Annotated in this window: 21 protein-coding genes and 1 other RNA gene; 13 read left to right on the plus strand and 9 right to left on the minus strand. The window is 52.6% G+C overall.

Going from position 1 to position 25,756, the window contains the following annotated elements; translation table 11 throughout:
• The first annotated feature begins 30 nt into the window (after positions 1-30).
• Positions 31-1,698, plus strand: a complete 1,668-nt coding sequence (gene recN / locus C9I92_RS05125; RefSeq protein ID WP_047886541.1) for a DNA repair protein RecN — start codon at positions 31-33, stop codon at positions 1,696-1,698.
• A gap of 139 nt (positions 1,699-1,837) precedes the next feature.
• Positions 1,838-2,194, plus strand: coding sequence for an outer membrane protein assembly factor BamE (gene bamE / locus C9I92_RS05130; protein ID WP_047886540.1), 357 nt, complete (start codon positions 1,838-1,840; stop codon positions 2,192-2,194).
• 86 nt (positions 2,195-2,280) lie between these two features.
• Here bamE and C9I92_RS05135 read toward each other — a convergent pair whose 3' ends face one another.
• Together C9I92_RS05135 and C9I92_RS05140 are read right to left on the minus strand one after the other, a co-directional pair.
• Positions 2,281-2,628, minus strand: coding sequence for an RnfH family protein (locus C9I92_RS05135; protein WP_047886539.1), 348 nt, complete (start codon positions 2,626-2,628; stop codon positions 2,281-2,283).
• Positions 2,618-3,052: an SRPBCC family protein gene (locus C9I92_RS05140; protein WP_047886538.1), complete on the minus strand. Its 435-nt coding sequence runs from the start codon at positions 3,050-3,052 to the stop codon at positions 2,618-2,620. The genes C9I92_RS05135 and C9I92_RS05140 overlap by 11 nt, the downstream gene beginning before the upstream one ends.
• Positions 3,053-3,265: 213 nt before the next feature.
• Between C9I92_RS05140 and smpB the strand changes: the two genes are divergently transcribed.
• Both smpB and ssrA read left to right on the plus strand, forming a co-directional pair.
• Positions 3,266-3,748 (plus strand): SsrA-binding protein SmpB, encoded by a 483-nt coding sequence (gene smpB, locus C9I92_RS05145; RefSeq protein ID WP_047886537.1) that lies wholly within the window; start codon positions 3,266-3,268, stop codon positions 3,746-3,748.
• Between the two features lie 119 nt (positions 3,749-3,867).
• Positions 3,868-4,235: a transfer-messenger RNA gene (ssrA, locus tag C9I92_RS05150) on the plus strand.
• 215 nt (positions 4,236-4,450) lie between these two features.
• On the opposite strand, the gene C9I92_RS05155 is transcribed toward ssrA, so the two are convergent.
• Entirely contained in the window at positions 4,451-5,584 is a 1,134-nt protein-coding gene (locus tag C9I92_RS05155; protein WP_047886536.1) for an HNH endonuclease, read from the minus strand.
• Between the two features lie 256 nt (positions 5,585-5,840).
• Complete coding sequence (locus C9I92_RS05160) at positions 5,841-6,734, minus strand: LysR family transcriptional regulator (RefSeq protein ID WP_047886535.1); 894 nt, start codon at positions 6,732-6,734, stop codon at positions 5,841-5,843.
• A 195-nt stretch (positions 6,735-6,929) separates the two neighbouring features.
• On the opposite strand from C9I92_RS05160, the gene C9I92_RS05165 reads away from it, so the two are divergent.
• The gene (locus tag C9I92_RS05165) at positions 6,930-8,090 is read left to right on the plus strand and encodes an MFS transporter (RefSeq protein ID WP_169776051.1); all 1,161 of its coding nucleotides are present in this window, start codon (positions 6,930-6,932) and stop codon (positions 8,088-8,090) included.
• 90 nt (positions 8,091-8,180) lie between these two features.
• Positions 8,181-9,710, plus strand: a complete 1,530-nt coding sequence (locus C9I92_RS05170; RefSeq protein WP_047886533.1) for a bifunctional GNAT family N-acetyltransferase/carbon-nitrogen hydrolase family protein — start codon at positions 8,181-8,183, stop codon at positions 9,708-9,710.
• 90 nt (positions 9,711-9,800) lie between these two features.
• On the opposite strand, the gene C9I92_RS05175 is transcribed toward C9I92_RS05170, so the two are convergent.
• Complete coding sequence (locus C9I92_RS05175; protein ID WP_047886532.1) at positions 9,801-10,691, minus strand: LysR substrate-binding domain-containing protein; 891 nt, start codon at positions 10,689-10,691, stop codon at positions 9,801-9,803.
• A 214-nt stretch (positions 10,692-10,905) separates the two neighbouring features.
• On the opposite strand from C9I92_RS05175, the gene C9I92_RS05180 reads away from it, so the two are divergent.
• The 4 genes from C9I92_RS05180 (at position 10,906) to yjjX (ending at position 15,129) form a co-directional block, all read left to right on the plus strand.
• Positions 10,906-12,360 carry a YbfB/YjiJ family MFS transporter gene (locus tag C9I92_RS05180; RefSeq protein ID WP_207103327.1) on the plus strand — a complete coding sequence of 485 codons (1,455 nt, stop codon included), beginning with the start codon at positions 10,906-10,908 and terminating at the stop codon, positions 12,358-12,360.
• 34 nt (positions 12,361-12,394) lie between these two features.
• On the plus strand, positions 12,395-12,985 hold the full coding sequence (locus tag C9I92_RS05185) for a glutathione S-transferase family protein (RefSeq protein ID WP_047886531.1): 591 nt from the start codon (positions 12,395-12,397) through the stop codon (positions 12,983-12,985).
• A 798-nt stretch (positions 12,986-13,783) separates the two neighbouring features.
• Positions 13,784-14,422 (plus strand): helix-turn-helix domain-containing protein, encoded by a 639-nt coding sequence (locus tag C9I92_RS05190; RefSeq protein ID WP_047886530.1) that lies wholly within the window; start codon positions 13,784-13,786, stop codon positions 14,420-14,422.
• A 179-nt stretch (positions 14,423-14,601) separates the two neighbouring features.
• Positions 14,602-15,129: an inosine/xanthosine triphosphatase gene (gene yjjX / locus C9I92_RS05195; RefSeq protein WP_047886529.1), complete on the plus strand. Its 528-nt coding sequence runs from the start codon at positions 14,602-14,604 to the stop codon at positions 15,127-15,129.
• A gap of 118 nt (positions 15,130-15,247) precedes the next feature.
• Here the strand turns inward: yjjX and trpR are convergent, their stop codons facing one another.
• Positions 15,248-15,565, minus strand: coding sequence for a trp operon repressor (gene trpR / locus C9I92_RS05200; RefSeq protein WP_047886528.1), 318 nt, complete (start codon positions 15,563-15,565; stop codon positions 15,248-15,250).
• 89 nt (positions 15,566-15,654) lie between these two features.
• On the minus strand, positions 15,655-17,586 hold the full coding sequence (sltY, locus tag C9I92_RS05205) for a murein transglycosylase (RefSeq protein ID WP_047886527.1): 1,932 nt from the start codon (positions 17,584-17,586) through the stop codon (positions 15,655-15,657).
• Positions 17,587-17,990: 404 nt separating this feature from the next.
• Here sltY and ettA point away from each other — a divergent pair, with 404 nt between their 5' ends.
• Positions 17,991-19,658, plus strand: a complete 1,668-nt coding sequence (ettA, locus tag C9I92_RS05210) for an energy-dependent translational throttle protein EttA (protein WP_047886526.1) — start codon at positions 17,991-17,993, stop codon at positions 19,656-19,658.
• A 127-nt stretch (positions 19,659-19,785) separates the two neighbouring features.
• Here the strand turns inward: ettA and radA are convergent, their stop codons facing one another.
• A complete protein-coding gene (radA, locus tag C9I92_RS05215) occupies positions 19,786-21,174 on the minus strand; it encodes a DNA repair protein RadA (RefSeq protein ID WP_047886525.1) in 1,389 nt (462 codons plus the stop codon).
• A 145-nt stretch (positions 21,175-21,319) separates the two neighbouring features.
• On the opposite strand from radA, the gene C9I92_RS05220 reads away from it, so the two are divergent.
• Entirely contained in the window at positions 21,320-23,680 is a 2,361-nt protein-coding gene (locus tag C9I92_RS05220; RefSeq protein ID WP_047886524.1) for a PilZ domain-containing protein, read from the plus strand.
• 194 nt (positions 23,681-23,874) lie between these two features.
• On the opposite strand, the gene serB is transcribed toward C9I92_RS05220, so the two are convergent.
• A complete protein-coding gene (gene serB, locus C9I92_RS05225) occupies positions 23,875-24,825 on the minus strand; it encodes a phosphoserine phosphatase (RefSeq protein ID WP_242551832.1) in 951 nt (316 codons plus the stop codon).
• A gap of 169 nt (positions 24,826-24,994) precedes the next feature.
• Between serB and C9I92_RS05230 the strand changes: the two genes are divergently transcribed.
• On the plus strand, positions 24,995-25,606 hold the full coding sequence (locus C9I92_RS05230; RefSeq protein ID WP_047886523.1) for a YtjB family periplasmic protein: 612 nt from the start codon (positions 24,995-24,997) through the stop codon (positions 25,604-25,606).
• Positions 25,607-25,756: the final 150 nt, after the last annotated feature.

Genomic DNA, 25,756 nt, shown 5'->3' on the forward strand with positions numbered 1-25,756 from the left:
AAACAGGTGTTGATTTAAACAGGTGAACACATGCTGGCTCATATGACGATCTCAAACTTTGCAATTGTCAAAAACCTTGAATTTGAACTGAAACCGGGAATGACCACCATTACCGGTGAAACCGGTGCCGGTAAGTCGATTGCTATCGATGCCCTTGGCCTTTGCCTGGGCGATCGAGCCGAAGCCAGCATGGTCCGCCCCCATGAGGATAAAGCCGAAATCTCGGCTGCCTTTTCACTGCTGAATAACCAAGCTGCACGTCGCTGGCTGGAAGACAATGATCTGATTGATGGCGACGAGTGCATTCTGCGTCGTGTAATCACCAAAGAAGGTCGCTCCCGGGGTTTTATTAACGGTAGCCCGGTGCCAGCCTCGCAGCAAAAAGCACTGGGACAGTTGCTGATCAATATTCATGGCCAGCACGCTCATCAGCAGCTTATGCGGGCCGACTACCAGCAGCAGATGCTAGATCAGTACGCCGGCCACCATCAGTTGATGGAAAAAACCCGCGATAGCTACCAGCGCTGGCGCCTCGCCAGTAACGAGCTGAAACGTTTGACCCAGAGCCGCGAAGAAAACGAAGCTCAGAAACAACTGATTCAGTACCAGGTAAAAGAGCTGGATGAGCTGGCACTGGGTGAAGAGGAATACGCGGAAATCGAAGATGATCACAAACGTTTGTCGAACTGTGGCGAGCTGGCTGTGTCCAGTCAGATGGCTCTTTCCATGCTGTACGACAACGATGATGGCAACGCATTGCAGTTGCTGCAAATGGCCAGCCAGCAAGTGATTAATCTGGGGGATATCGACAGCAGCCTGAGTGCCATTCCGCAGATGCTGGAAGACGCCATTATTCAGGTACAGGAAGCCAGCCAAGAGCTACGCGGTTATCTGGATAACTTGGATATGGATCCGCAGCGCCTGATTTATCTGGAAGAGCGCTTGGCAAAGATTATGTCACTGTCACGCAAACATTATGTGATGCCAAACGAGCTGTATAACAAGCACCAGGATCTACTGAAAGAGCTTGAAATGTTGGATTGCAGTGACGAACGCTTGGAAGATATGGCCGAGCAAGTCGAACTACTGCGCCAGAAGTTTTTAGCCTGGGCGGAAAAACTGAGCAAGAGCCGCCGCCGCTACGCCAAAGAGCTCGATAAAAAGATCTCTGACAGCATGCATCAGCTGAGCATGGAGAACGGCATCTTTAAAATCGACATCCAGAGCGATGCCACCAGTCTGCTCAGCCCGCTGGGATTCGACACCATTACGTTTTTGGTTTCCACCAACCCGGGACAACCATTACAGCCGCTGGGCAAAGTAGCCTCTGGGGGTGAACTGTCGCGTATTTCCCTGGCTATCCAGGTGATCACCGCGCAGAAAGTCGAGACTCCGAGCCTGATCTTCGATGAGGTAGACGTAGGTATCAGTGGCCCGACGGCCGCCATCGTCGGTAAAATGCTGCGCACTCTGGGCGAATCAACCCAAGTCATGTGTGTCACGCATTTACCTCAGGTCGCCGGTTGTGGCCACCAGCAAATGTTCGTTGCCAAAAAATCAAGCAACGGGCAGACCGAAACCAACATGTATCCGCTTTCGGCGGAAGAACGTGTCGGCGAGCTGGCACGCCTGTTAGGTGGCAGTGAAATTACCGAACGTACCCTGGCAAATGCAAAAGAGCTGCTGTTTGCTGCGTAATTAGAATAAACTTAACCGTTGATGCAACTAATTGGTTGTACAGGGGTCTCAATTAGCGTTTTTTTCTTAACCGCTTTTTTACTTCTGCCAACGGGTTGTTTATTATCGCTGCAGAATAAAGCTAATTTGCCGGGATGCTATGAGTTGGAAAAACCTTGCTGCCGTGACACTGGCAGTCAGCCTGCTGGGCGGCTGCTCCGTCGTCGAACGGCTGGTGTACCGCATCGATATTAACCAGGGCAACTACCTGGAACAAAAAGATATCGATACGCTTCGGTACGGAATGAATAAAGAGCAGGTACAGTACGTACTGGGATCACCGATGCTGGTTGAACCGGAATACCCGAATACCTGGTATTACGTGTACTATCACAAGCCAGGTCATGATCCGGTACAGCAGAAAAACCTGATTCTGAAGTTTAACGATCAAAATCAGCTGGTGAGTTTAGATGGGGACTACCAACGAGGCCCTAACTTCACCAGTCAGATTAACTAAGTAGTGATCCTCCGATCGCAAAAAGCTCGCCACTGGCGAGCTTTTTTATATCCATAGTTCCGTTCGGACAGTCAAAAAACAAAGCCTTAATTCGCTTTTTTCTCTTCTGCCTTCTCCGCTTCTTTGGCCGCAAGAGCTTCCTGTTTCGCTTGCTCTGCCCGCTTACGGCGGATGTCTTTCGGATCGGCTAACAGTGGGCGGTAGATTTCAATGCGATCACCGTCATGAACGGTTGCATCCAACTTCACGTTGCGGCTGAAAATTCCCACTTTATTTTTTTTCAGGTCGATTTCCGGATACAACTCCAGGACACCAGACTGTTCGATAATCTGCTGCACTTGCATATCCGGTGTTACCGCTACGCGAATCACCTTCTGCACATGAGGCAGTGCATAGACCACCTCCACATGGATCAGCTTTTCATCAGAAGCCATACACTTCTCTCGCTCGCTGAGTAAACGCACTTATCATGTTACCGGTCAGCTCTTTAAAAACCTTACCAAACGCCGCTTCAACCAGCGCATTGGTAAATTCAAAGTCGAGCTTCAGCTCTACCTTACAGGCATCGGCATCCAGTTCAATAAAATGCCAGCCGCCCACTAAGCGCCGGAACGGGCCATCCACCAGCTGCATGTCAATCTTGCTACCTGCTGTCAGCGCATTTCGGGTAACAAACGTCTTCTTAATCCCGGCTTTCGACACATCGACGGCTGCCATCATATGCAGCTCAGAGCTTTCAATGATCTTCGTGCCGGAACATCCCGGAAGAAACGCCGGATACGATTCAACATCATTCACAAGTTCAAACATCTGCTTCGCACTGAATGGTACCAGTGCAGAGCGGCTAATCTGAGGCATAGCTTCTCCTTTACCCAACGAACGCGCCGCTTCACATTTCAGTTATCAGGCACACTCGCCAAACCTATGAGAAGGGCTGGCACAATGATACCATCACTGGGCTAACAGCCAAAATCAGCGTAATGCTCACTCTTCAAACTTTTGATTTTGTGGCGTTACACTTTCGACCAGCGGGCAAATTCACGCTGGGACTACAGAGATTTAAGAGAAACTATGGCAAAGAAAAAACCAAGCAAGCCGGGCAGCAATACCATTGCGAAAAACAAAACTGCCCGTTTTGAATTTGCGATTCAGGATGAATACGAAGCCGGTGTCGAGCTTCAGGGCTGGGAAGTGAAAGCTATTCGCTCCGGTAAAGTCAACATTTCAGAAAGTTACGTATTCCTGCGTAATGGCGAAGCCTTTATTTCAGGCACTCAAATCACACCGCTGAATGCTGCATCTACTCACGTGGTTGCTGACCCGAACCGTACCCGTAAGCTGCTGCTAAGCCGCCGCGAGCTTGATAAACTGGCGGGTGCTGTGAACCGTGACGGTGAAACCATCGTAGCCCTGAGCATGTACTGGAAAGGTTCCTGGGTTAAACTAAAGATAGGTACCGCGAAAGGTAAGAAACTGCACGATAAGCGTGCTGATAAGAAAGATCGTGACTGGCAGCGCGACAAAGCGCGCATTATGAAGCACAGTAACCGTTAATCTTTCAGGGCTTTACTGATACCTGCCAGCTAAGTGATGGATTTTTCTCCACAAACACAGAGCGGGCAGTGAATTGTGTTGACGGTGATAGTAAATCTGTTACCATCAATCATAACTCTGGGGCTGATTTAGGATTCGACAGGATCACGACGGCTTGTGGAGCATGCCGAGGTGCGGTTTGCCTCGTTAAAAAGCCGCAAAAAAATAGTCGCAAACGACGAAAACTACGCACTAGCAGCTTAATACCCTGCTTAGAGCCTACCCTCCCTAGCCTTAGCTCGTAGGACGGGGATCAAGGGTAGTCAAACCCAAACGAGATCGCGTGGATGATTTGACCTGGGATCTGAAGCGTTAAACCTGATTCAGGTGTGTCTTTGTGTGGCGTGTCTTTCCGCAGCACACTGACGAGATTAAAGACAGACTAAGCATGTAGCGCCATTAGTTAGACTGGTTTTGGACGCGGGTTCAACTCCCGCCAGCTCCACCAAACGTTTGGAAAGGCGATAACCTTCGGGTTATCGCCTTTTTGTTTTTTATACATTCAACGTTATGCGCCATGCCAAACTTTGCATTTATCAATGGCCTCATCATCCAAAGTTCCAACTCCAGCTTAACGCTGATAGGCCTTCAAGTGCCTCTCACTTCATTAATTAAATGCTTAAATAGAACGTTTTAGTCTGAAACAAGAGTGGCTCTAATTCCTCAAAAACCCCGAAAAATTTCCATCCGGTGGTGTGATAGGAAAGGCTTGTGCTCACGATGCAGGTTCACCGCCATGTCATCTCGAATCCCTAATACTTCTGGATCTTCCAACTGGCGGGCAATCATCACTTTGCCGCTATCTTGAAATGAGATGAAACCCAAATCGAAGGCTTTGTCGATATTCGCGAGCAACAACAAGCCATTATAGGGATTCAGACGCTCGCGGTTGTTAGCATCGCGCCAAGGCTTAATGTGAGAAGCCACTAACATCTGAGTTTCCGAATATCCGGTGACCGCACAATGGCCATGCCAATAGCGGATCAATTGCTCTCGAAAATGCCCCTGACCTAAGCGGGTACTCACCAAAATCGATTTCTCGGTTGCAGAAAGAGCGTTGTCTTCAAGGATATCTTCGACGTCTTGCTTTAAATCGACTTGAGCGATATCAGCTAAAAACCGCGAGTAAGCATTGAGCGCCGCGCTGTACATGCCATTTCCGTTGGTGTTGCGAATTTTAAACTCATCCAACTGTCTGGTTCGCTCAACGAGCGCATGAAATTGTTGATAAGAGCGAATTTTTGTCAAAGGCTGCAGCTCTATGAGCTGTTTCTCAGCCATCCACCGAGGAATTGAACTTTGCAATGCTTGCAAATAGTTTTTTGCCGTTTTTTCTGACTTCCCCAACCCGATTAGCCAATTTGAGAACAAATCAGATAGATTGCTCAGGTTGTTGGTCAACGCATCTTTTAAATCGGTAGCCGCGATTGGGCTACGCATGTAATCAAATAGCTCATCATCAAGCCGCACATGTGAAACCGTCTTGGCCGAGAAACGTTTGACCGAATATGAGTCAACACCTGGGTGGTAAACCAAATGCCAAAAACCCTCAGTTTTTAAGTGATAAAATGGGTTTTCTGGTGTATTTCGGTCATTGGCTTGGCGCATCTGGGCAAAACATTCGCTAAAACTCGCTTTCAACAAGTCATCAAATACAATCCGATTTTGCGTGATAATACCTTCATCAATCAGCTTCATCACTGCCAGCAGCATACAAACCTTATGCGGGCTATTACGGCCATTAATGCTATTGGTATTAAGATTTTGAAACTTATCGATATAGTATTGAAGATACATAGGCTTAGCTGAAGGTTAAACGCGGTGACTCGCACGGCTGATAATAAACAAAATGAATAATAAACCCATCGCACAACAAGTTCGATAACCATTTATTTTAAAAGTATTTTATCACTCAAAAACTGTGACCATCCTACACTTATTCGCCTTACTACACGCCCTTTAAAGGGCTTATACCCAAATATGCGCACTCCATAACAAGCTATCGAAAATTAGTAACCCAACAGCAGTTTGTTTATCTAGATAATCGCATACGTTAAACCAGCCACTCATGCTGGCCCAGAAAATCCAAAAAGGTCCGTACTCTTCGGGGAACATGTTTTCGGCTGCTGTAGGCGGCGAACAGTTCAAGGTCGGCAGGGCTGGCGTCTAATGCAATGCACTTCAGGCTTCCGTTTTCCAATTCTGCCCGGCAGGCCACTTCAGCCAGAATTGCCAACCCCATTCCTTTAAGTGCGGCCGCTTTAGCCATTGCGCCACTGTTCACCTTAAAACGGGATGGCACGTGGCAGGTCACTTCTTTCCCTACTTGCTTGAAAATCCAAGGTTTACCGCAAATAGCGCTCAGGCTGGTGATACAAGGGTAGTCTTTCAACTCACTGATAGTCGCCGGAGGGGTGTGCTTAGCCATCCATCCGGGTGAAGCCACCACAACGCTGGGCCAACTTGCTACTTTTCTCGCAACCCAACCGCTGTCTTTAAGCTGGCCGCGGTTAAAGCTGAGCACTAAATCAAAGCTGTCCAACGAAGAAAGATCTGGCTGTAAGCGGGTATCGCAGGAAATCGCAATGTTCGGATGCAAACAGGCGAAGTGAGTGACCACCTCGGCCAAATCCGGAAGATCCGGCATGAGTAAGCGCAAGTTGCCACGCAAGGCGCGGGCATGGTTCCCCGACTCTTCCAGCGCGCTATCGAGGGCTGCAAAAAGCGGATAGGTTGACTCATATAACTGCTGCCCTTGTTCGGTAATGCTGACCCTACGGGTCGTGCGTTCAAACAAGCGAATCGACAAGCTCTCTTCCAGTTGCGCGATATGGCGGCTGATATTGGACGAGGGTAAGCCCAGGTAATCCGCCGCTTTGTTAAAGCTGCCAAACTTGCACACCTGGTAAAAACTGCGAAGCCACAGGTGATCAATCCGCTCAAGCACATCATTCTCCTTGAAAGTCAGTGGTGGAAAGTCAGTCGGCTTTTATCCCATCATGCGGGATAAACTAGCCCATTATTTCGTATTTATTGCCAAATATGGAATAGATAGCATAACGCCAACATTCACCAAACTGAATCACACTTAATGGACACACACCTGACACCCACTTCATACACGCGTTATGGATTACCTCTTGTGGCTTTCTTCATTCACTTTTTAGTCGCACTGGATGGATTGATGTCCGTCCCGCTCAGCGCGATGATGACGGCGGCCAGCCACACTCCGGTATCACAGGCTGGATACCTGACCTCGAGCTACACCCTTGCTGCTGCGATCACTTGCTTGCTCATTCGTTCACGTACATCCAATCGGTTCATCGTCATGCTTTACCTTATCGGCCTGGCCGCAAGTACGGTGGCTGTCACGGCAACCTCTGACTTTGCCTTCATGCTGGCAGCGCGAGTGGCTGCCGGTGTATTTGGTGGGGCATTAACGGTGCTGAATGTGGAACATTTGCTCGCCTGTACCCATCCCAGCCAAAAGAAAAAGTTCACCGCATACATCATGAGTACCTACCCGCTCGCGCTGACCGTTGGCATACCGGTTTTATTGCTGTTCGCCGGGAAGACTGACTGGCAAAGCGCCTTTTGGATGGTTGGCGGACTACTGGTCATCGCTTTGCTTGGTTTTGGCTTACTCCCCCTTTCTTCTTTTACAAGCATTGCAAACACAGCAAACGCATGCCCCCCACCGGCAGCTGGCAGCCAATCTCATACGGTGGACGAAGGTATGAACCGACCACTGATAGCGGGAATCGCTACGATTATTCTGGCGGTATTTAGCACCTTCCTGCTTTCCTTACAGTTTCCGGTGATGCTGCTTGAGCGACTGGCCATCAGCGAAGCGCAATTGAGTCTGAGCTACCTGCTTGGCGGGAGCGGCTGTTTTGTAGCGATGCAATGGTATGGCCGTCACCACCCGAAACAATCCCTTCGATTGATCACCGCACTCTCCGGCGGGATGGTTATCACTGCACTGGCGGGCTTCAGCCTCCAATGGAGCTTGCTGGCCGTGTTCTGCTTTGCCGGTTTTATGGTTGTCAGTGCCACCCGAACTTTGGTTCTGGTGACGGAAATCATCAGTTCGGTCAGCGACAGCATACGGGTCAGGGTGCTTGGGATGCAAAATGCCCTGCAGCATTTTGCGGTGGGGAGTGCGGGTGCCATCAGTAGCATGCTGATTATTCCCGCCGAGGCCGGTTCGCCCGGTTACACGCCTTTGCTGGTGTTTGCCATCTTGTGCATCGGGATCACACCCGTTATGTGGCGCATGACACTGCGGCTTTCTCGGGCGTGATAACGCACCGACATATCCGTGGCGCGACCTTGAATTCAGCTGCTGGCTTGTCCAATATGGGGAAAGAGCAGCCAAATAAGGAGCAAATTGATGAGGACATCCACGCCACGATTGAACCTACGAGTCATTGAAAAAAGCGACTATCCGGAGCTGGCGGCGCTGATGGACTTAGTCTTCCATGATGTGGGGGGATCCTGGCCCAGAATGACGATAATGGATCTGATCCATCAGTTTCCCGACGGTCAGATCTGTATTGAGGATGATGGCAAAATCATTGGTGCCGCCCTTACTATCAAAGTCGATTACAACCGCTTTTCCCTCCCCCATGTTTACACCGATATCATCAACGAAAACAATGTTATCCAGCATCAACCCAGTGGTGATGCCCTGTACGGGCTGGATGTGTTCGTGCATCCGGATTACCGCGGGCTGCGACTGGGTCGCCGACTGTATGAAGCCCGCAAAGAGCTGTGTCGCAATGACAACCTGAAAGCGATTCTGGCCGGTGGCCGGATTCCGGGCTATCACAAACATGCCAGTTCGATGAAAGTGACCGAATACATTGAAAAGGTCAAACGCCGCGAGCTGCATGATCCAATCCTGTCTTTCCAGCTTTCGAACGACTTTGATGTCAAACGGATCATGCGCCATTACCTGCCGGAAGATGACAGCTCATGCGGCTATGCCACCCTGCTGGAGTGGGATAACTTTTTCTACGAGGAAGACATTGATTCAGTTCACGATATCGATAAGACCCTGATTCGAATCGGCATTGTCCAGTGGCAGATGCGTGCCGTACGCAGCGTTGATGACCTGATTGATCAGGCTGAGTTTTTTGTCTCGTCGCTGTCGAACTACAAGGCAGACTTTGCCCTGTTCCCGGAATTTTTTAATGCCCCGCTGATGGGACTGCGCCGCGAGCAGAACTCGGTCGAGGCCATCCGCTTCCTTGCCTCGTTTACCGAAGTCATCAAGCAACGTTTTGCCGAGCTGGCCATTACTTACAACATCAATATTATTGCCGGGAGTATGCCGGAGCTGCGTGATGGCATGCTTTATAACGTTTCTTACCTGCTGCATCGGGACGGAACAATCGACGAGCAGGATAAAATCCACATCACCCCACACGAAAAGCGCGATTGGGTAATCGACGGCGGCAATCAGGTGAAAGTGTTCGATACCGATGCCGGACGGGTTGGGATCCTGATCTGTTACGACAGCGAGTTTCCGGAGCTGGGACGAATGCTGGCCGAGCAAAACGTGCAGATTATCTTTGTCCCCTTCTGGACCGATACCAAAAACGGCTATCAGCGGGTAAGGCTCTGCGCCCAGGCCCGGGCCATTGAAAACGAATGCTATGTTGCGATCGGCGGCAGCGTCGGCAACCTGCCGCGCGTGGATAACGTCGATATTCAGTACGCTCAGTCCGCGGTGTTCTCACCCTCGGATATTTATTTCCCCCATGACGCCACCATTGCCGAAGCCAGTCCGAATACGGAGATGATCATTTTTGCTGATGTGGATCTGGATAAACTCAAGCAGCTCAATACCGAAGGCTCGGTGACCAATTTACGCCACCGCCGCCTGGATTTGTATGGGGGATTTACCCAGCCTAAGTAACAGCAAGCACGCGAATCTGACCACGCACTGCCATGACGCTGAGCCTCAATATTGGCTCAGCGTTTATATTGGTGCTGTTCTCGGTCAAGTTTAAACAGGCTCAGCGGTTTGGCCGGTAACAGCCTGTGAGGCCAGCAGAGCATCGAATGCATGCAGAGCCGGAGTCCAGGCATCTTGCGCGGTGGCAACAAAGCAGGTTTCCACCACAGCCAGTGGATTGGGGAGCGGGTAACTGTGCAAGGCAAACCGCCCACGATGCGCGTCAACCACCGCCAGTGGCAACACAGCATACCCCATTCCGGCCGCGACACAGCCCAAAATCGCATCCAGCGTGCCGAATTCCACGATTCTGGCTGCCGGAATCCCGTGCTGAGCCAGCAGCAATTCGGTTTTCTGCCGGTAACTGCAGCCCTGACGAAAGGCAATAAAGGTCGAGGTCATAAGTTTTTCCGGCGAGGGGAACGCCGTCAGCGCAGATGATGAGACCAGCACCAGTTGCTCCCGAAACACCGGTACCGCCACCAGCTGGGAATGTCCAACCGGACCGGCGACAAACGCACAATCCAGCTCACCGGCCAGCAACTTTTGCAACAGGGTGGCGGTCGGGCCGCTTTCCAGGTGCAGGTGCACGTCCGGCACCGCAGCATGGTAAGCCGCCAGCACCGACGGCAAACGAATGGCCAGGGTGGTTTCCATCGCCCCCAGACGTAAGCTGCCGCTGGGTTTCCCCTGTCCCCGCAAGGCGGCCACGGCTTCATCATGCGTAGTCAGCATCTTCCGGGCATAATCAAGTAACGCATACCCGGCGGGGGTCGGCGCTGAACGCCCCTGACGCTGGATCAACTGAACCCCCAGCTCCTGCTCCAGCTTTTTAATGTGGGAAGTAATATTTGATTGCACAGTGTGCAGGCGTTCCGCCGCCGCAACAAAGCTGCCAGTTTCCACCACCATCGCGAACATTTTGAGAGATTTCAGCTGCATGTCGTCCTCCCTGTTTCCTGCCATCCTTGTTTTTTTATCTGAGTCATAGCGATAGCGCTTGTTGATAAAGACTATTTTTTTGATAAAGACTGGCTTTTTGATAAAAACTAAGTTGTCAGAAGCGAACCCAACTGCACCACAGCCCAAGTCACTATCTCTTTTACAGATACATAGCATCACAATGAATCATTTTTAGTCAATGGAAAATCCTGCCATGCTGATTCTGCAACAGCCTAAAACCGTTAAGGAATATCAGGCGCTGGATATAGAGGCTCAGGATAAACACATAGCACTCAAGCAGGAAGCGAGTGCTCTCGATGCCCCAAAAGTGGCATCCCCGGACAAACAGGACAGGATCATGCATCGCAGGCACACAGACCATCAGGACAATCACAGGCAACAGAAAACGGCGGCTATATTGGTTGGTATGACCGCGACCCTTATTGGCGTCGGCCTTGCCCGCTTTGCCTATACCCCGTTGATCCCCGCAATGATTGAAGCCAGTTGGTTCACCGCCAGTCAGGCAACCCAACTGGCTGCTGCGAATTTGCTGGGCTACCTGCTCGGTGCCGTCGGGGCGCACCGCCTGACCCGCATCATCAAGGTGCCATGGGTCATTGGCGGTTCGCTGCTGGTGATCATTCTGAGCTTTTTGCTGTGCGCACAACCCGCGTCTTTCGGCTGGTTTTATCTCTGGCGGTTGCTCTCCGGGCTGGCGGGCGCGCTGTTGATGGTATGCGGCCCCTCTCTGGCGCTGGCGCTGTTGCCGGTTTCACAGCGTCATCTCGGCTCCACATGCATCTTTATGGGCATCGGGCTGGGAATCGTGCTGTCCGCCGTCTTGCTCCCGCCCATGCTGGCACACGCCCTGACGCTGACCTGGCAAGGACTGACCGGACTGGCGGTGCTGTGTGGCCTGCTTAACTTGTGGGGACTGTGCCACCTTCGCCCTTCTGCGACAACTCAGCAACCATCCTCCGCCACACACAATGCAACGCCTGCCGCGGCGGCGATCCGCCTGGTTATTCTGGCTTATGCCCTTGATGCGGCGGGTTTCATCCCTCACACCCTGTTCTGGGTCGATTATCTCAGCCGGGAAATAATGCTGGGTACCACCAAAGCTGCGTTTTACTGGGGAGCATTGGGCATCGGCGCAGTCGCGGGGCCAATAGTGGCCGGTATCCTGTCTCGCACACTGGGCTGGAACCGCGCCCTGTTAATGGCATTTGGCCTTAAAACGGCCGCGGTTTTGCTTCCGGCATTCAGCCAGACTGGTTGGGTATTGTGGCTCTCTGCGGCCGGTGTCGGCGCGATGATCCCTGGCATCGTCGCCCTGACGGCAGGGCGGCTGGCCGAACTGGCTCACGTTGATCAGCATCAGCGAAACTGGGGAATGGCTACCGCGGCCTTTGCCGGCATGCAAGCGCTGGCCGGATTCAGCTTCGCAGCCTGTTACGCCTGGCTGGGGACCTATCAGCCCTTTTTTACCGTCGCCGGACTGTTACTGGGAGGAGGAACCCTTTGTGTGCTGCTGGCTGGCCGCCGGATGCAGCCTGGTCAGAAAGAGGTAGATCAATTGCAGCCAACTGCACCATACCACCGCGCCCAAAAAGAAACGGTAAAACAGCAAGAAACTGCAGCCCCGGCTTTACATAAAGAGACCCGATAATGCATCGCGCCGTCGACACAACAAGGAGTGTGAAATGAAACTGTACCTGAACGCCACATCGCCTTACGCCAGAGTGGTCCGTATTGCCTTGCTGGAAAAGCAACTGGAAGACATCTGCACCTTGGTCTGGGTGGATCCGTGGGCCTCACCGGACGTACTTCTGGCGGTCAACCCTGGGGCAAAAGTGCCGGTATTAGAAATCTCGCCCCACCTCGCGGTTTCTGAAACCTTACTGATCCTCGATTATCTGGAAGCCCACTATCCAGCAATTGCGCTTTATCCGGATCGAGCCCAAACCCTGCACTGGCTGGGACTGGGTCAGGGACTGATTGACGCTGCCTTTGCGACCGTCATCAGCCGAAAACATGAGACCGAGTCCGCCTCATCACTGCTGTCTCAGCGGCGGTTACAGGCCATCGAGCGTCTGTTAGCCGCATTAGATCAGGACTTACCGGCGCCGGCAGACCATTCCATCACAATCAGCCATATCATGGTCACCGTCGCCCTGGATTACCTAGCCTTTCGGCTACCGGATATACAGTGGCAACCGCAATATCCGGCACTGGCTCAGTGGTATCACGAGATATTGGCACGGGAGAGTTTTTGCCAGACTACCTTTAGCTAAAAACAGCGGAAAAGAAATAAGCCGGAGACGATAAATCGCCGATCCGGCATTTCGCCGATGGTATTTCGTTTAGGTCGTGTTGCTCTTCTTGCATCATTATGGCTGTGATGTGGTTTTATCTGGGTGCATACGTATTTCCCGTAATGTTTTCGACGCGCTTTACCATAAAAGCGTTTCCGAAATACTTTCTACGTTACTTGCATCGCCACTAACTCAGGTTGATTTTTACAACCAGCTCACTATTCCCAATTTCACCCCAGATAAAAACGGAATTAAAAATATTGTTTCCTAACCAAAGTCATCACGGCTAATTCTCTCAACCGTGTCAGTATTGCTACAGCGCATAATTTATCAACACAACACTCAATAAAGGTATCGATTACATGATAACAATAGCTTAACTTTATTGATGCCATAAAAAACACTAACCAATTAGTCAGTTATCGCACCATATTCACCAATGCGCTTACCCATACAACAAAACACACCAAAAACCTTACCATTCATATAGTTATAGTATTGGCAAGCAAAACGGTCACTAATGACTCATTACACTGTTTCGCTCATCTCACTGACAAAAGTGAGGAAAATCACACTCAGTGGTCGGATAAGCGCTTAATTCAATTCTAAAATTTTGTGCCATTTTTTTCCCATCCAGGAAATTTGTGATATTCCCATGACGAAACCTATCGCATTTTCTATACCCAATAGCTCCTTTTTTTTCTGTTATTAGTAAAATCAATATGACTTTTAAGAATGAATTTCTATTTTGTATTTTTAAGCAGGAAGCTAGTGAGCATGGAATATTTAGAGAGAATTAAGCGCCTTGCCAAAATTCAGGGGATAAGTCAGAAACAACTGGGTGAAGCCCTGGAACTTCAGCAAGGCACCATGAGCCGTAAGTTATCCGGTAAATACGGGATTGAAGTCCGTGAACTGGAAAAAATTGCCGAAGCACTGAATACCTCAATCAGTTATCTGCTAACCGGTCAGGTTGATACCGGCACACAAGCCACCACCACCATTAGTAATGGCAGCGATTACGGGACAACCAGCACTTATATTCCCATTATCCATCGCAAAGATTTTATGTCATTCCGCAACGGGGCCACGGTCGATGTCGTCAGCAAACGCGCGATTCCGCAGCATCTGGTGCGTGAAGACTGCCTCGGCCTGGTAGTGGATAATGAAAACATTGCGCAATGTGCGCCGGTCGGCAGCTACGCGCTGGCCACCAAGAAAGCACCTTACCGCCCGAAACAGCCGGTATTTGCCTCGGTTCGCGGCAGTGAGCCGGATTTTTACCACATGACTCAGCTGGCCGACGGGGTGGTATTTTCAACCTCTCAACCGGATTTCCCGAATCTGTTCGTCAATAACGGAGAATTCCAGATCCACGGCTACATCATTCAGTCCGATTGGTCTTACGACCGCTAAGGCTGCCACAGCACGCATTTGACCGGTGCTGTGTCTTCTCCTCCTACGCTCCTCCTGGCGCAGCCCATCCGGGCTGCCCGGTGGACGTGGTTCCCCTTGAGGTGACAAACCGCCTCGGCCGCGTACAATAAAGCCATACATTCACCTTCCCTTAAGAATAAAGGTTAGCAAGAGCCGGTATGTCCAAGATTATTGTCGCATCGACCAACCCAGCCAAAATCGCCGCGGTGGAGCAAGCCTTTGAACAGGCCTTTCCAGCCAGACTGTTTGAGTTTGAAGGCATCAGTGTCGCCAGTGGCGTGCGCGACCAACCAATGACCGCCGATGAAACCCTGCAGGGCGCCCGCAACCGGGTCACCAATGCCCGTCAGGCTGTCCCGGATGCCGATTACTACGTAGGCCTGGAAGCCGGACTGGACGGAAACCTGACCTTTGCCTGGATGGTGATTGAAAGCGGCCAGCGTCGCGGTGAAGCCCGCTCGGCGTCTCTGCCATTGCCTCCGGCGGCACTGGAAAAACTGCATCAGGGTCAAGAGTTGGGTGATGTGATGGATGACATGTTCAACCAGACCAACATCAAACAGAAAGGTGGAGCAATTGCGATGCTGACCAATCACATGCTGAGCCGCAGCTCGGTCTATCATCAGGCGCTGCTGCTGGCGCTGATCCCGTTTCTGAACCCGGCATTGTTTCCGGCAGAAGATTAACGGCGCATAAACGGAATTCCCCCGAAATAACGGCTTCATGTTCAGCGAATAAAAAAATCCCCCTCAGCCCGACGGCTGAAGGGGATTGGGTCAGATTTGGCTTGTCAGAATAGCAAAATTACTGATTCGGACGCTGCTGATCCAGCAAGGCTGCCAGCCAGGCTTTGGTGGCTTCATCGTGATGCTTGAGCTCATTGGAGCCTCGGGTGATAGTTGCCACCCCTACCCCCAGCAGTTCACTGATCTTACGCTGACTGCGCTCACCATTGAGCAGTTCATGCAGAATATTCACCCGGGATAACAGCACCGAACGCTCATCAGGGGTTAACAGGAGTTTGAGCATGACATCGTCTTTCTGCTCAGTTGCAGCCTGACGTAAAATCTCGACCACCTGTTGCCACTCAGTGAATTCCGGCGTTTCTTGGATATTCGACATGTCATCCTCGTTTGATGTACTCGTTACCGAGTACTGATTCTATCCCGTTCCGCGTTATCCACCTAGCCCAAAAATCACAATCCGGCAGCTTAGTACTTGGCCGCCAGCTCATTTTTGGTCAACAACGGTGTTTTCACCCCGGTCAGGTTACCGTAGTAAATTTCAAACATCAGGATGTTCTGCACGTACGTCCGGGTTTCATTGAACGGAATTGCTTCAATAAACGCGTAAGCATCCAACTGGCCGTTGGTGCCTGCCCGCCAGCGATCAACCCGCCCCGGACCGGCGTTATAACCAGCAAAGGCAAAAATACGGTTATTATCGAATCGCTCCAGCATCATTTTCAGATACCCGCTGCCCAGACGGATATTCACCCCGGGATCAAACAGGCTATTCTGGCCTTCATAGTTGCGCCCCAGCTTTTTCGCAGTTTCCCGCGCCGTTGCCGGCATCAACTGCATCAGTCCCCGCGCCCCGACCGGTGATACCGCTTCGCTGTTAAGCGCACTTTCCTGACGGGCCAGCGCCATCATGGTCGTGGTCGACAGTTCACGTTTCTTGCTGAAGAAATCAAACCACCACTTATGGGCCACCGGGAAGCGCAGCTCAATGTACTCCCATAATTGGCCGGAAATCGTGGCCTGCACCGCGAGGTGATGCCATTTATTCACCGCCGCATACTGGGCCAGCGCAACAATGTCGTCGTTGTTCAGTCCCTGCAGCAGGTAATACCATTCACGGTTGGCAGCCAGCAGTTTGTCGAGCGCAATCAGCTCTCGGATTCGGGTCAGGGTCTCCGCATATTTTTTGGTAACAGCCGGATTACTGCTGGCCGACTTCACCGGGTACTCAATCGGTTTGCCCAGCACAGTAGCCGCTGCGGCACTGTAGAAATCGCGCTGTCCCAGAATCTCGGTGTATTTTTCCTGCGCCAGTTTGCGGTTACCAGCCTGCTCAGCCAACCGCGCCTGCCAGAAAGTCCAGCGGGTGGTTTTCTTGGCGTCCTCAGGCAGACGTTTGACCCAAACCGACACTTCCTGCCAACGGTTTTCCCGCATAGCCTGACGAATACGGCGCTCCAGCAGGGGAATATTGGTGCTCTTGGCCAACATCTGATCGCGCCATACCTGCAGCTCGGCATCTTCCGTACCGATCAGCCGACTGGCGGTATAATCAGCCAGCGCCTGTTTGGTCTCAGCCTTAAAATGCTGCCCTTCCACCGTACGAGGATACTGTTTGATCGCCTCACGAATATCATCCCGCACCAGTTTTTTGTACGTCAGCTCGGTCAGTGTCTGGTTGAACGGCGTCACTTTGCTGCGTTTGGCAAAATCCGCTACGCCCTGCGGTTTATCGTACAGATCCAGCATCTGCTGGCCCTGGGCCTGCCCGTTTTTGCTCAGCAGCTTATTCAGGTATTTCAGACGACTACGGCTGCCTTCGGCATACACCAGCAGCATCCGTTCAAGCACCTTCTCATCCGTACGCAACCCGGCCTGCTGCCAGTTGTCCAGCAGCGAATCACAGGCTTTGTGGGTCGAGCTGCCGGTTAGCCAGAGAGACTCCGCGCCCTGCCAGGCCTCTTTTTTGTTCCCTTTCTGGCTCTGGGCATAGTAATAGTGACAGCGCAGTGACAGGCTTCGCGGCGGTAACGGCTGCACCGACAGAAACTCCTGCCAGCGCTCAGCATCCGCCAAGTGACCCAGATAGCGAACCTGTACCGTATCGCTGAACGGCAGGCTCTTGTATTTCTGGATAAAGGCATCAACGTCAGCCGGAGACTTTCCGGCCAGCGACTGAGTAAAATCACGGTATTCCAGATACGGCGTCAACGGATAATCATCCAGTTTTTTACGCAGTGCCTGATAGGCCGCCTGGTCTTTTTCATCCAACGCAACCTGAGCCTGCTCATACCATTCCCGCTGCTGTTCCAGCGTGGCAGCCTGAACCGGTGACAGCAGCATTAGCCCAAGGCCGGCAACCCAGCCAGACCAGAATTTGTTATTTAACTTGCAATGCACAGCATCATCCCATTGTTAACTTTCATGCCGGTGGAAATTGATTGTCAGCACTCTACTTGAACATTGTGGCGCTAAAACCACAATGGCTGACGAGGAAGTCGGGACCCACTTCACACCCGAGCTTCCCAGAACTAGCACAGCTTGGTGATCGGCTCATGACAGAGGCCTGTATTGAGCTTACTCGTTCCTGCGCATTTTTTCCGGCGACTTCTTGCCGCCCCCGAAACGGTCAATGCGCCACTCTAACTGCAAACGAAGTGATAACCAGCATTTTGATGTGATCTGCGGCAGTGAGTTCCGTTTAATAACGGGTATTAACCACTAATTATGAACATTGCTGTTAAACTTATGTCCAGAACAGGTAAAATACCCCTTTTCATTGAGTTTAGAGATCGCAAACGGATATGGCTGAATACGTCTATACCATGTCGCGCGTAGGCAAAATCGTCCCGCCTAAGCGCCAAATACTGAAAGATATTTCCCTAAGCTTCTTCCCTGGCGCCAAGATCGGTGTCCTGGGCCTGAACGGTTCCGGTAAATCAACTCTGCTGCGCATCATGGCGGGTATCGATACCGATATCGAAGGTGAAGCGCGTCCGCAACCGGGCCTGAATGTCGGCTACCTGCCGCAGGAGCCAGTACTGGACGAAGAAAAAACCGTCCGCGAAGTGGTTGAAGAAGCCGTGGGCGATGTGAAGCACGCCCTGACCCGTCTGGACGCTGTGTACGCCGCGTACGCCGAGCCGGATGCGGACTTCGACGCTCTGGCCAAAGAGCAAGGCGAGCTGGAAGCACTGATCGCCGCGAAAGACGGTCACAACCTGGACAACCAACTGGAGCGTGCGGCCGATGCCCTGCGCCTGCCGGAATGGGATGCCAAAGTCAAACACCTGTCGGGTGGTGAGCGCCGCCGTGTGGCAATCTGTCGCCTGCTGCTGGAAAAACCAGACATGCTGCTGCTAGACGAACCAACCAACCACTTGGATGCCGAATCCGTGGCTTGGCTAGAGCACTTCCTGGTCGATTACAGTGGTACTGTTGTGGCTATCACGCACGACCGTTACTTCCTGGATAACGCTGCCGGCTGGATTCTGGAACTTGACCGTGGTGAAGGTATTCCATGGGAAGGTAACTACACCTCATGGCTGGAGCAGAAAGATGCCCGTCTGAAGCAGGAAGCCTCTCAGGAGAAAGCCCGCCAGAAGACCATCGAGAAAGAGCTGGAATGGGTTCGCCAGAATCCAAAAGGCCGTCAGGCGAAATCAAAAGCGCGTATGGCTCGCTTCGAAGAGCTGAACAACACCGAACACCAGCGTCGTAACGAAACCAACGAACTGTTCATCCCGCCGGGTGAGCGTCTGGGTGAGAAGGTTATCGAGGTACAGAACCTGACCAAGTCATTCGGTGACCGCGTTCTGATCGACGATCTGTCTTTCAGCGTGCCTAAGGGTGCTATCGTGGGCATCATCGGTGCCAACGGTGCCGGTAAATCGACCCTGTTCAAGATGCTGAGCGGCACTGAGCAGCCGGATTCAGGCTCTATCGAGCTGGGCGAAACCGTGAAACTGGCATCGGTTGAACAGTTCCGTGACAGCATGAACGACAACAACACGGTTTACCAGGAGATCTCGGAAGGTTCGGATATTATCCGTATCAACAACTTCGAGCTGCAATCCCGTGCTTACGTGTCACGCTTTAACTTCAAAGGCAGCGACCAGCAGAAGCGCATCGGGGAACTGTCCGGGGGTGAGCGTAACCGTGTTCACCTGGCAAAACTGCTGAAAGCCGGCGGCAACGTACTGCTGCTCGATGAACCAACCAACGACCTGGACGTAGAAACACTGCGCGCCCTGGAAGAGGCCCTGCTGGAATTCCCTGGCTGTGCCATGGTGATCTCGCACGACCGTTGGTTCCTGGACCGTATCGCGACCCACATTCTGGACTACCGTGATGAAGGTCAGGTGAACTTCTTCGAAGGTAACTACACCGAATACACCGACTGGCTGAAGAAAACGCTGGGTGCGCAGGCTGCAGAGCCACACCGCATCAAGTACAAGCGTATTGCGAAGTAACCCTGAGCAATATGGCGTAGCCAAACTAAAAAAACCGGGCACTGAGCCCGGTTTTTTATTGCTGTTATTACTGCTTATGTGATGTATGCGCCACTTAGTGCTCGCCAGCAAGCTTTAGCCACACTCTTTAGCCACACACGCGATCAAACGCAGTCAGGGCTTCCTGCAAATCTTCGACCGGGATAATTTCAATCCCCGGCACCTGACGGCTGGCATTAGCTCTCGGCACAATCGCCCGGGTAAAACCCTGTTTGGCCGCTTCGCGGATACGCTCGACTCCATTGGCCGCCGGACGAATATCGGCATTCAGGCCAATCTCCCCGAAGACCAGCACATCCTGCGGGATCGGGGCATTTTTAAAGCTTGAGAAAATCGCCAGCAGCACCGCCAAATCCGCAGACGTCTCATCCACCTTGATCCCGCCGACACAGTTCACAAAAATGTCCATGTCCGACAGCATCACCCCGCCATGGCGGGCCAGAACGGCAATCGACATCGCCAGGCGGTTCGAGTCATAGCCGACCGTCAGCCGACGCGGGTTTTCCGTCACGGACTGGTTGCACAGCGCCTGAATTTCCACCAGCAACGGACGCGTCCCTTCCCACAATGTGGTACACGCCGAACCAGCGTGATTCTTGTTCGAGCGGCTGAGGAAAATCGCCGACGGGTTCTTGACCTGCTTCATCCCGGTTTCCGTCATGGCAAAGAAGCAGGACTCGGAATCGGCCCCGAAACGGTTCTTTGAGGTCCGCAACACCCGGAATTTTTCATCGGCCGTAGAAGACAGCGCGAACAACCCGTCGACAATGTGGATCAGCTGCATCGGGCCGGCCACATTCGAGTCTTTATTGATGTGACCCACGATCATAAAAGTGACCCCTTCGGTTTTGGCAAACCGGGTCAACGCCGCCGCCGATTCCTTCACCTGGCTCGGGCTGCCGGCCGCCGAATCGTTATGGGCAACAGTCATAGTCTGGATCGAGTCAATGATCACAAACTCCGCTTTTTGTGCGGTGATATGGTTGAGCACCTGCTCAACAGAGGTTTCAGCCACTACGCTGATCTTATCAAGGTGATCGATACCCAGACGTTTGGCGCGCTGGGAGATCTGGTGAATCGACTCTTCCCCGGACACGTACAACGCTGACTTGGTTGCCGCCACCGCGCCGATGCTTTGCAGAAGCAGCGTTGACTTACCGGCTCCCGGGTCGCCGCACAGCAACAGCACGGAACCCGGCACGATACCACCGCCAAACACCCGATCCAGCTCAGACACGCCCGAGCTGTAGCGCGGCAGATCCTTGCTTTCGACTTCCGACAGCTTCTGGACTTTGGTCGAGCTGCCAGCATAGCTACTGGTGCCTGCTGCGGCAGCCCCGCCAACGGCAGCACGGGTTTTCGGTATGGTAAACTCCGTTATCGTATTCCATGCGGCACACGCGCTACACTGCCCCTGCCAGCGGGGGAAATCGGCTCCACAGTCGCTACAGACATAAGCACGCTTGGTTTTAGCCATGTATCACCTTGAAAATTGTATAAACTCACAGTATCCCCGAAGAGATCTGCTTTATGTAAAAAATCGGGCCGAGCGTTGATCACTGACTCAGTTTTTAGGGCAAAATACCGATAATAAACGAAGAGGTTAATAATAAAAAAGAACTATGTTGCTTGATGCTTACAAAGGACTGATCGAACAGCTGATTCCCGCTTATGACAGCGAAGACTTTGACAATGTCTTCCAAATGATGACTGATGGCGAGGACGGACCGACCAAGCTGCAGATAAAAATGGAGCTGCACCGGCTGATGACACCATGTCGTCAGGCCGTTGATCTGCGAGGCAGGGTGAAGGGGGAATGTCGCCCGTACGAACTGCACGGTATTCAGCACTGGCTGGATGACGTTGCCATTAACACCTACCATAAACGCATTAACGCTTACGGTGGTAAGTTCCGGGTTGGCCTGTATGAAGCGCTGATGAACACCCGCAACAATTTCCGGGTGATGCACCAACAAGGCAAACTGCAACCCAGCCCGGTTCCCGACGTGGCGGTATCGCAGCGCGATACCCAGTTTGATGCGCCGCTGATCCGGTTTGGCCATTACCTGACCCGCAATGAAAACCGCCTGAAAATAGCGACTCCGGTAACTCTTGAGCTGCCGCTCGGTCAAATGATTCATGGCTTTACCGCCGACCTGTCCTATTCCGGTGCCCGCTTTAAAGTACCGGCGGCGTTCAACTATCACCTGGGGATGGACATTACCGCCCGTTTTCCCAAACTGGCTGACGTGCTCAATGACGATAAGCTGAATCAGGGTGTAGCCTACCGGATCCTCGGGGTTGATGAAAACCCCGACAACGACAGTTACAAGTGGCTGCGCCTCAAAGTGGTTGGCGACAACCAGATTCTGCGAACAGCCATAGACCACAGCCTGCATCGCTCCCAGAGCCGCCTGCGCCAGAATCATGACGACAAGGTGATTCAGGTACGCACCCGAGGCTATGAACATTGCTTTCTCAAGCACAGCGGAGCGATGCCGTTGTTTTTTGCCGGCTCGGAACTGAAATACAGCCTGCTGACTCAGCATAACCGCCACCTGTGGGAACGCTGGCACGATGAACGCAATCAGCCGATGCTGAACCATCTGCTGTCTGAGCCCCGCATCGCCAGTTTAGGCAAATCCGGCCTGAAACAGTCCAGCACCCTGATTTACGGCTTCAGCCACCAGCATGACAACAAAACCTATTTTTACTCGGCCGCCATTCCGGAGATGGACAGTGAGCAGCGACGGCTGTTCTGGCACATCGGTGCCCAACGCGACAGCTGGCAGGTGATGCGCCTGACCCTGCAATCGATCGAAAAAGACGATCTTGACTGGCTGAAAGACATCGCACCGGACATGGCCGAGCAGCTCAGTACCCTGACGCACATCGGGCTGCTGCAGGATCTGACCAACCCGCTTTCCCGTCAGGATTACCGGTTGTCGGTCAAACCCAGTCTGCCGGGCAAAGCGCTGCAGGCATTTCGCCACCCACGTAATCCCGTCGCCTCAGCCAGGGCTATCTATTTTGACCCTAAGCCCCAGCGCAGTGAAGACCGCTATTTGTTTGAAACGCCGGTTGAGTTCCAGCTCGACGATCAGCCGATACAACCGGCTGTCAGCATCGATTTTTCCACCCGCGGCCTGAACCTGCGCCTGCCTGCCCCGGTTGTTGCCAAGCGGGGCGATGATGTCGCGATCTCATTCCCGCAGCTGCAAAAACTTGATCGCAATGCGCCGCTGTACAACATTCCGTACAAGATCGTCCGAATCAGCCCTGATCACTGCAATATCCAGCTGACCACCGGCAGCGGTGCCCAGGCAGCCAAAAGCGAGCACTTCCTGCGCAAGCTGATCCAGCACAACGAGAACCGACTGGTGATCGAGGAAGAACAGCTCCCACAAGGGGAGCTGCTGATGGCGATGCACAAACTGCTGCTGACCCGGCTGTGCAGTATTCCGTATTTCGCGGAGAAGGTGGATCACAAAGTCCGGCTGAAAGCGATCGGCTGCAATTTCCCGCCACCGCCGTTGATCCGGCTGTTTCACCAGACCACCGGCGGCAACGGTTATTCACTGGAGCCGCTCTTTCGCAACCGAATCAAACGTATGCTGGCAGAAACCATGCGTCCGGTTGAGATTCGCCAGCCGCACATCCATGAGTTGTATCTGCACATTGAGCGCGACGGCGACAAACTGCTGCGCCTCAAGAGCAAGCTGCTGGACGAGTTCGACAGTGTTGATGATCGGATCCAGTTCATCAAACAGGCGCGCCATTACGGGGAATTTATGGCTGTCAGGGTGACTGCGGTACCGGTTCTGAGTCCGATGACTGCCCTGATCGGCAAAGAGCTCGGCGAGCTGGCCCGCTTAACGCTGCACCGGGCAAGGGCACTGGAAGAAGAGCTTAGCGCCCTGATTGGCTGCGGGGAGTTGCTGGATATCACCGATGAGGTGCTGATTCGGCTGGAAATTCAGTAAGCCAGTCGGGCTGGCTGCTCATACGACGGCTCAAAAAACAGGCCACAAAACAGATCACCGCGCCATTCATACAGCAACACAAAGCAGGGACTCACGAATCATAAACTCAAGAACCTGGAACTCACGAACCAGGAACTCCCAAAAAAGCGGGGCGCATCCGACGGAGGCGCCCCGCTTTTTTCGTTCAGCCGTGATTACCAGTTAAGCTGCTGCGGCAACAATGACGCTGACAACAGGCAGATCACCGCCCCGAGATCGGCAAATCGCACAGCGACCGGCGCTTCAGCTTCCACCTTTGGCTTGGCATGGTAAGCCACGCCCAGCCCGGCAGCATTGATCATCGCCAGATCATTGGCACCATCACCGATAGCGACCGTGTTGTGCAATGGAATGTCATGCTGTGCGGCCAGAGTACGCAAAATTTCCGCTTTCTTCTGGGCATCCACCACGTCACCCAATACCTGCCCGGTCAGCTTGCCCTCAATGATTTCCAGAGTATTAGACTGTGCATGTTCCAGCTCCAGCGTGTCTTTCAGATAATCCGAGAAATAGGTAAATCCGCCGGAGGCAATCGCCACTTTCCAGCCAAAGTGGTGCAAGCTGGCTACCAGCTCCGGCAATTCCGGCATCAGGGGCAAGCGCTCGCGTACAGCCGCCAGAATGGAGGCATCAGCCCCAGTCAGGGTTGCCACCCGCTCACGCAGGCTCTGTTCAAAGTCCAGCTCGCCCTGCATGGCCCGCTCGGTTACCTCGGCGACTTGCTCACCAACACCGGCCAGCACCGCAATTTCATCGATACACTCAATCTGAATCGCGGTCGAGTCCATGTCCATCACCAGCAGCCCCGGTTCACGCAGCACCGGCAGATCCCGCAGGTCAGCAATGTCGACTTTCTGGGCGACCACCGCTTGCTCCAGCAGCAATGAATACGGGTTATCAAGCAGCAGGCAGTCGTACTCCCCAACCTTCCAGGCGGCGGTCACATTCAGCGGCTCTTCGTAGGCAGCTTCAATGTTGTCGATCACCTCGCCGTACAGGCCCTGACCATAAATCAGGGTGGAAGAGCGCTGGCGATCCAAATTGGTGGCCGTCGCCACTGACGGGAAACGCTTGAGTAAAGTGGTGTGTTTTCGAATATTAAGCACTGGCAATACATCCGTGTTAAAGTAAACGTCTGGGTACACGTTACCCCATAGCAAATTACCTGGGCAACCCCCCATATGAAGATTGCATCACGGGAACCATCGTGTCAGAGGTGCTGTGACGCTAAAAGCACCGCTATAACCACTATGGTATCTAAGGTACTGTGAAACCATGAAATTGAAAAAATCACGCTTTCAACGCGCCTGGCAGCTCTTTGTGGTGTTCAGTTGTCTGGCCGCTCTGTTCACCATGCTGGAATACGGTTCGGATCTGACCAAACGTAACTACCGCGCCCTGAGCGAGCAGACCCAGCAACTTTCGCGTCTGGCGATTCGTCAGGCCGCCGAAACGGCTTCGCTCAATCTGGTTGAGAAAAACCATGATCCGCTTCAGGCACTGGCCGAGCAGCTGTCGCGCGAGCCGCTGATCCTTGATGCCACCATCTACGATCTGGAAGGCGTCACACTGGCCCAGGCCGAAGATGCCATGCCGCTGGAGCAGGTCACCGGATTGTCCACCCCGTTATCGGTCGCCAGTATCGGCCGTCAACAACTGGTTGAGCCGGTAATGAACCAGGATCAGGTGGTCGGTTATATCCGCATCACGCTGGAGCACGATCAGCTGTTGGCTGATACCCTGAAGAATATTGATTATGTCACCAATGTGATTCGCGGGTTGATCATTGCCGCGCTGGCGATTGGTTTTCTGCTCGCCTTCACCTTTGGCCGTCGCAAAGACATCTGGCACTTTCCGTTTTTGCTGAACGCCAACAAGCCGGAATAAGTCAGCTGTTGATTGCTTGTCGATGGCCGTTTCTGCTCGCTAACACAGTAACGGTTTCCTCCCTGACATAGCCGCCCTGGTTCAACCATACTGACCCCACAACCTGCCCCACAACAAAAAAGGGCTTGCCAATCGGCAAGCCCTTTTTGC

The sequence above is a fragment of the Photobacterium ganghwense genome (assembly GCF_003025595.1).
Classification (GTDB): domain Bacteria; phylum Pseudomonadota; class Gammaproteobacteria; order Enterobacterales; family Vibrionaceae; genus Photobacterium; species Photobacterium ganghwense.

What these genes read in the sequence shown, in the direction of transcription:
- bamE (WP_047886540.1), top strand. Translation starts at nt 1,838, where the DNA reads ATGAGTTGGAAAAACCTTGCTGCCGTGACACTGGCAGTCAGCCTGCTG.
- C9I92_RS05140 (WP_047886538.1), bottom strand. Translation starts at nt 3,052, where the DNA reads ATGCCTCAGATTAGCCGCTCTGCACTGGTACCATTCAGTGCGAAGCAG.
- C9I92_RS05190 (WP_047886530.1), top strand. Translation starts at nt 13,784, where the DNA reads ATGGAATATTTAGAGAGAATTAAGCGCCTTGCCAAAATTCAGGGGATA.
- C9I92_RS05175 (WP_047886532.1), bottom strand. Translation starts at nt 10,691, where the DNA reads ATGCAGCTGAAATCTCTCAAAATGTTCGCGATGGTGGTGGAAACTGGC.
- recN (WP_047886541.1), top strand. Translation starts at nt 31, where the DNA reads ATGCTGGCTCATATGACGATCTCAAACTTTGCAATTGTCAAAAACCTT.
- ettA (WP_047886526.1), top strand. Translation starts at nt 17,991, where the DNA reads ATGGCTGAATACGTCTATACCATGTCGCGCGTAGGCAAAATCGTCCCG.
- C9I92_RS05155 (WP_047886536.1), bottom strand. Translation starts at nt 5,584, where the DNA reads ATGTATCTTCAATACTATATCGATAAGTTTCAAAATCTTAATACCAAT.
- C9I92_RS05220 (WP_047886524.1), top strand. Translation starts at nt 21,320, where the DNA reads ATGTTGCTTGATGCTTACAAAGGACTGATCGAACAGCTGATTCCCGCT.
- radA (WP_047886525.1), bottom strand. Translation starts at nt 21,174, where the DNA reads ATGGCTAAAACCAAGCGTGCTTATGTCTGTAGCGACTGTGGAGCCGAT.
- smpB (WP_047886537.1), top strand. Translation starts at nt 3,266, where the DNA reads ATGGCAAAGAAAAAACCAAGCAAGCCGGGCAGCAATACCATTGCGAAA.
- C9I92_RS05170 (WP_047886533.1), top strand. Translation starts at nt 8,181, where the DNA reads ATGAGGACATCCACGCCACGATTGAACCTACGAGTCATTGAAAAAAGC.
- C9I92_RS05135 (WP_047886539.1), bottom strand. Translation starts at nt 2,628, where the DNA reads ATGGCTTCTGATGAAAAGCTGATCCATGTGGAGGTGGTCTATGCACTG.
- C9I92_RS05230 (WP_047886523.1), top strand. Translation starts at nt 24,995, where the DNA reads ATGAAATTGAAAAAATCACGCTTTCAACGCGCCTGGCAGCTCTTTGTG.
- yjjX (WP_047886529.1), top strand. Translation starts at nt 14,602, where the DNA reads ATGTCCAAGATTATTGTCGCATCGACCAACCCAGCCAAAATCGCCGCG.
- C9I92_RS05180 (WP_207103327.1), top strand. Translation starts at nt 10,906, where the DNA reads ATGCTGATTCTGCAACAGCCTAAAACCGTTAAGGAATATCAGGCGCTG.
- trpR (WP_047886528.1), bottom strand. Translation starts at nt 15,565, where the DNA reads ATGTCGAATATCCAAGAAACGCCGGAATTCACTGAGTGGCAACAGGTG.
- C9I92_RS05185 (WP_047886531.1), top strand. Translation starts at nt 12,395, where the DNA reads ATGAAACTGTACCTGAACGCCACATCGCCTTACGCCAGAGTGGTCCGT.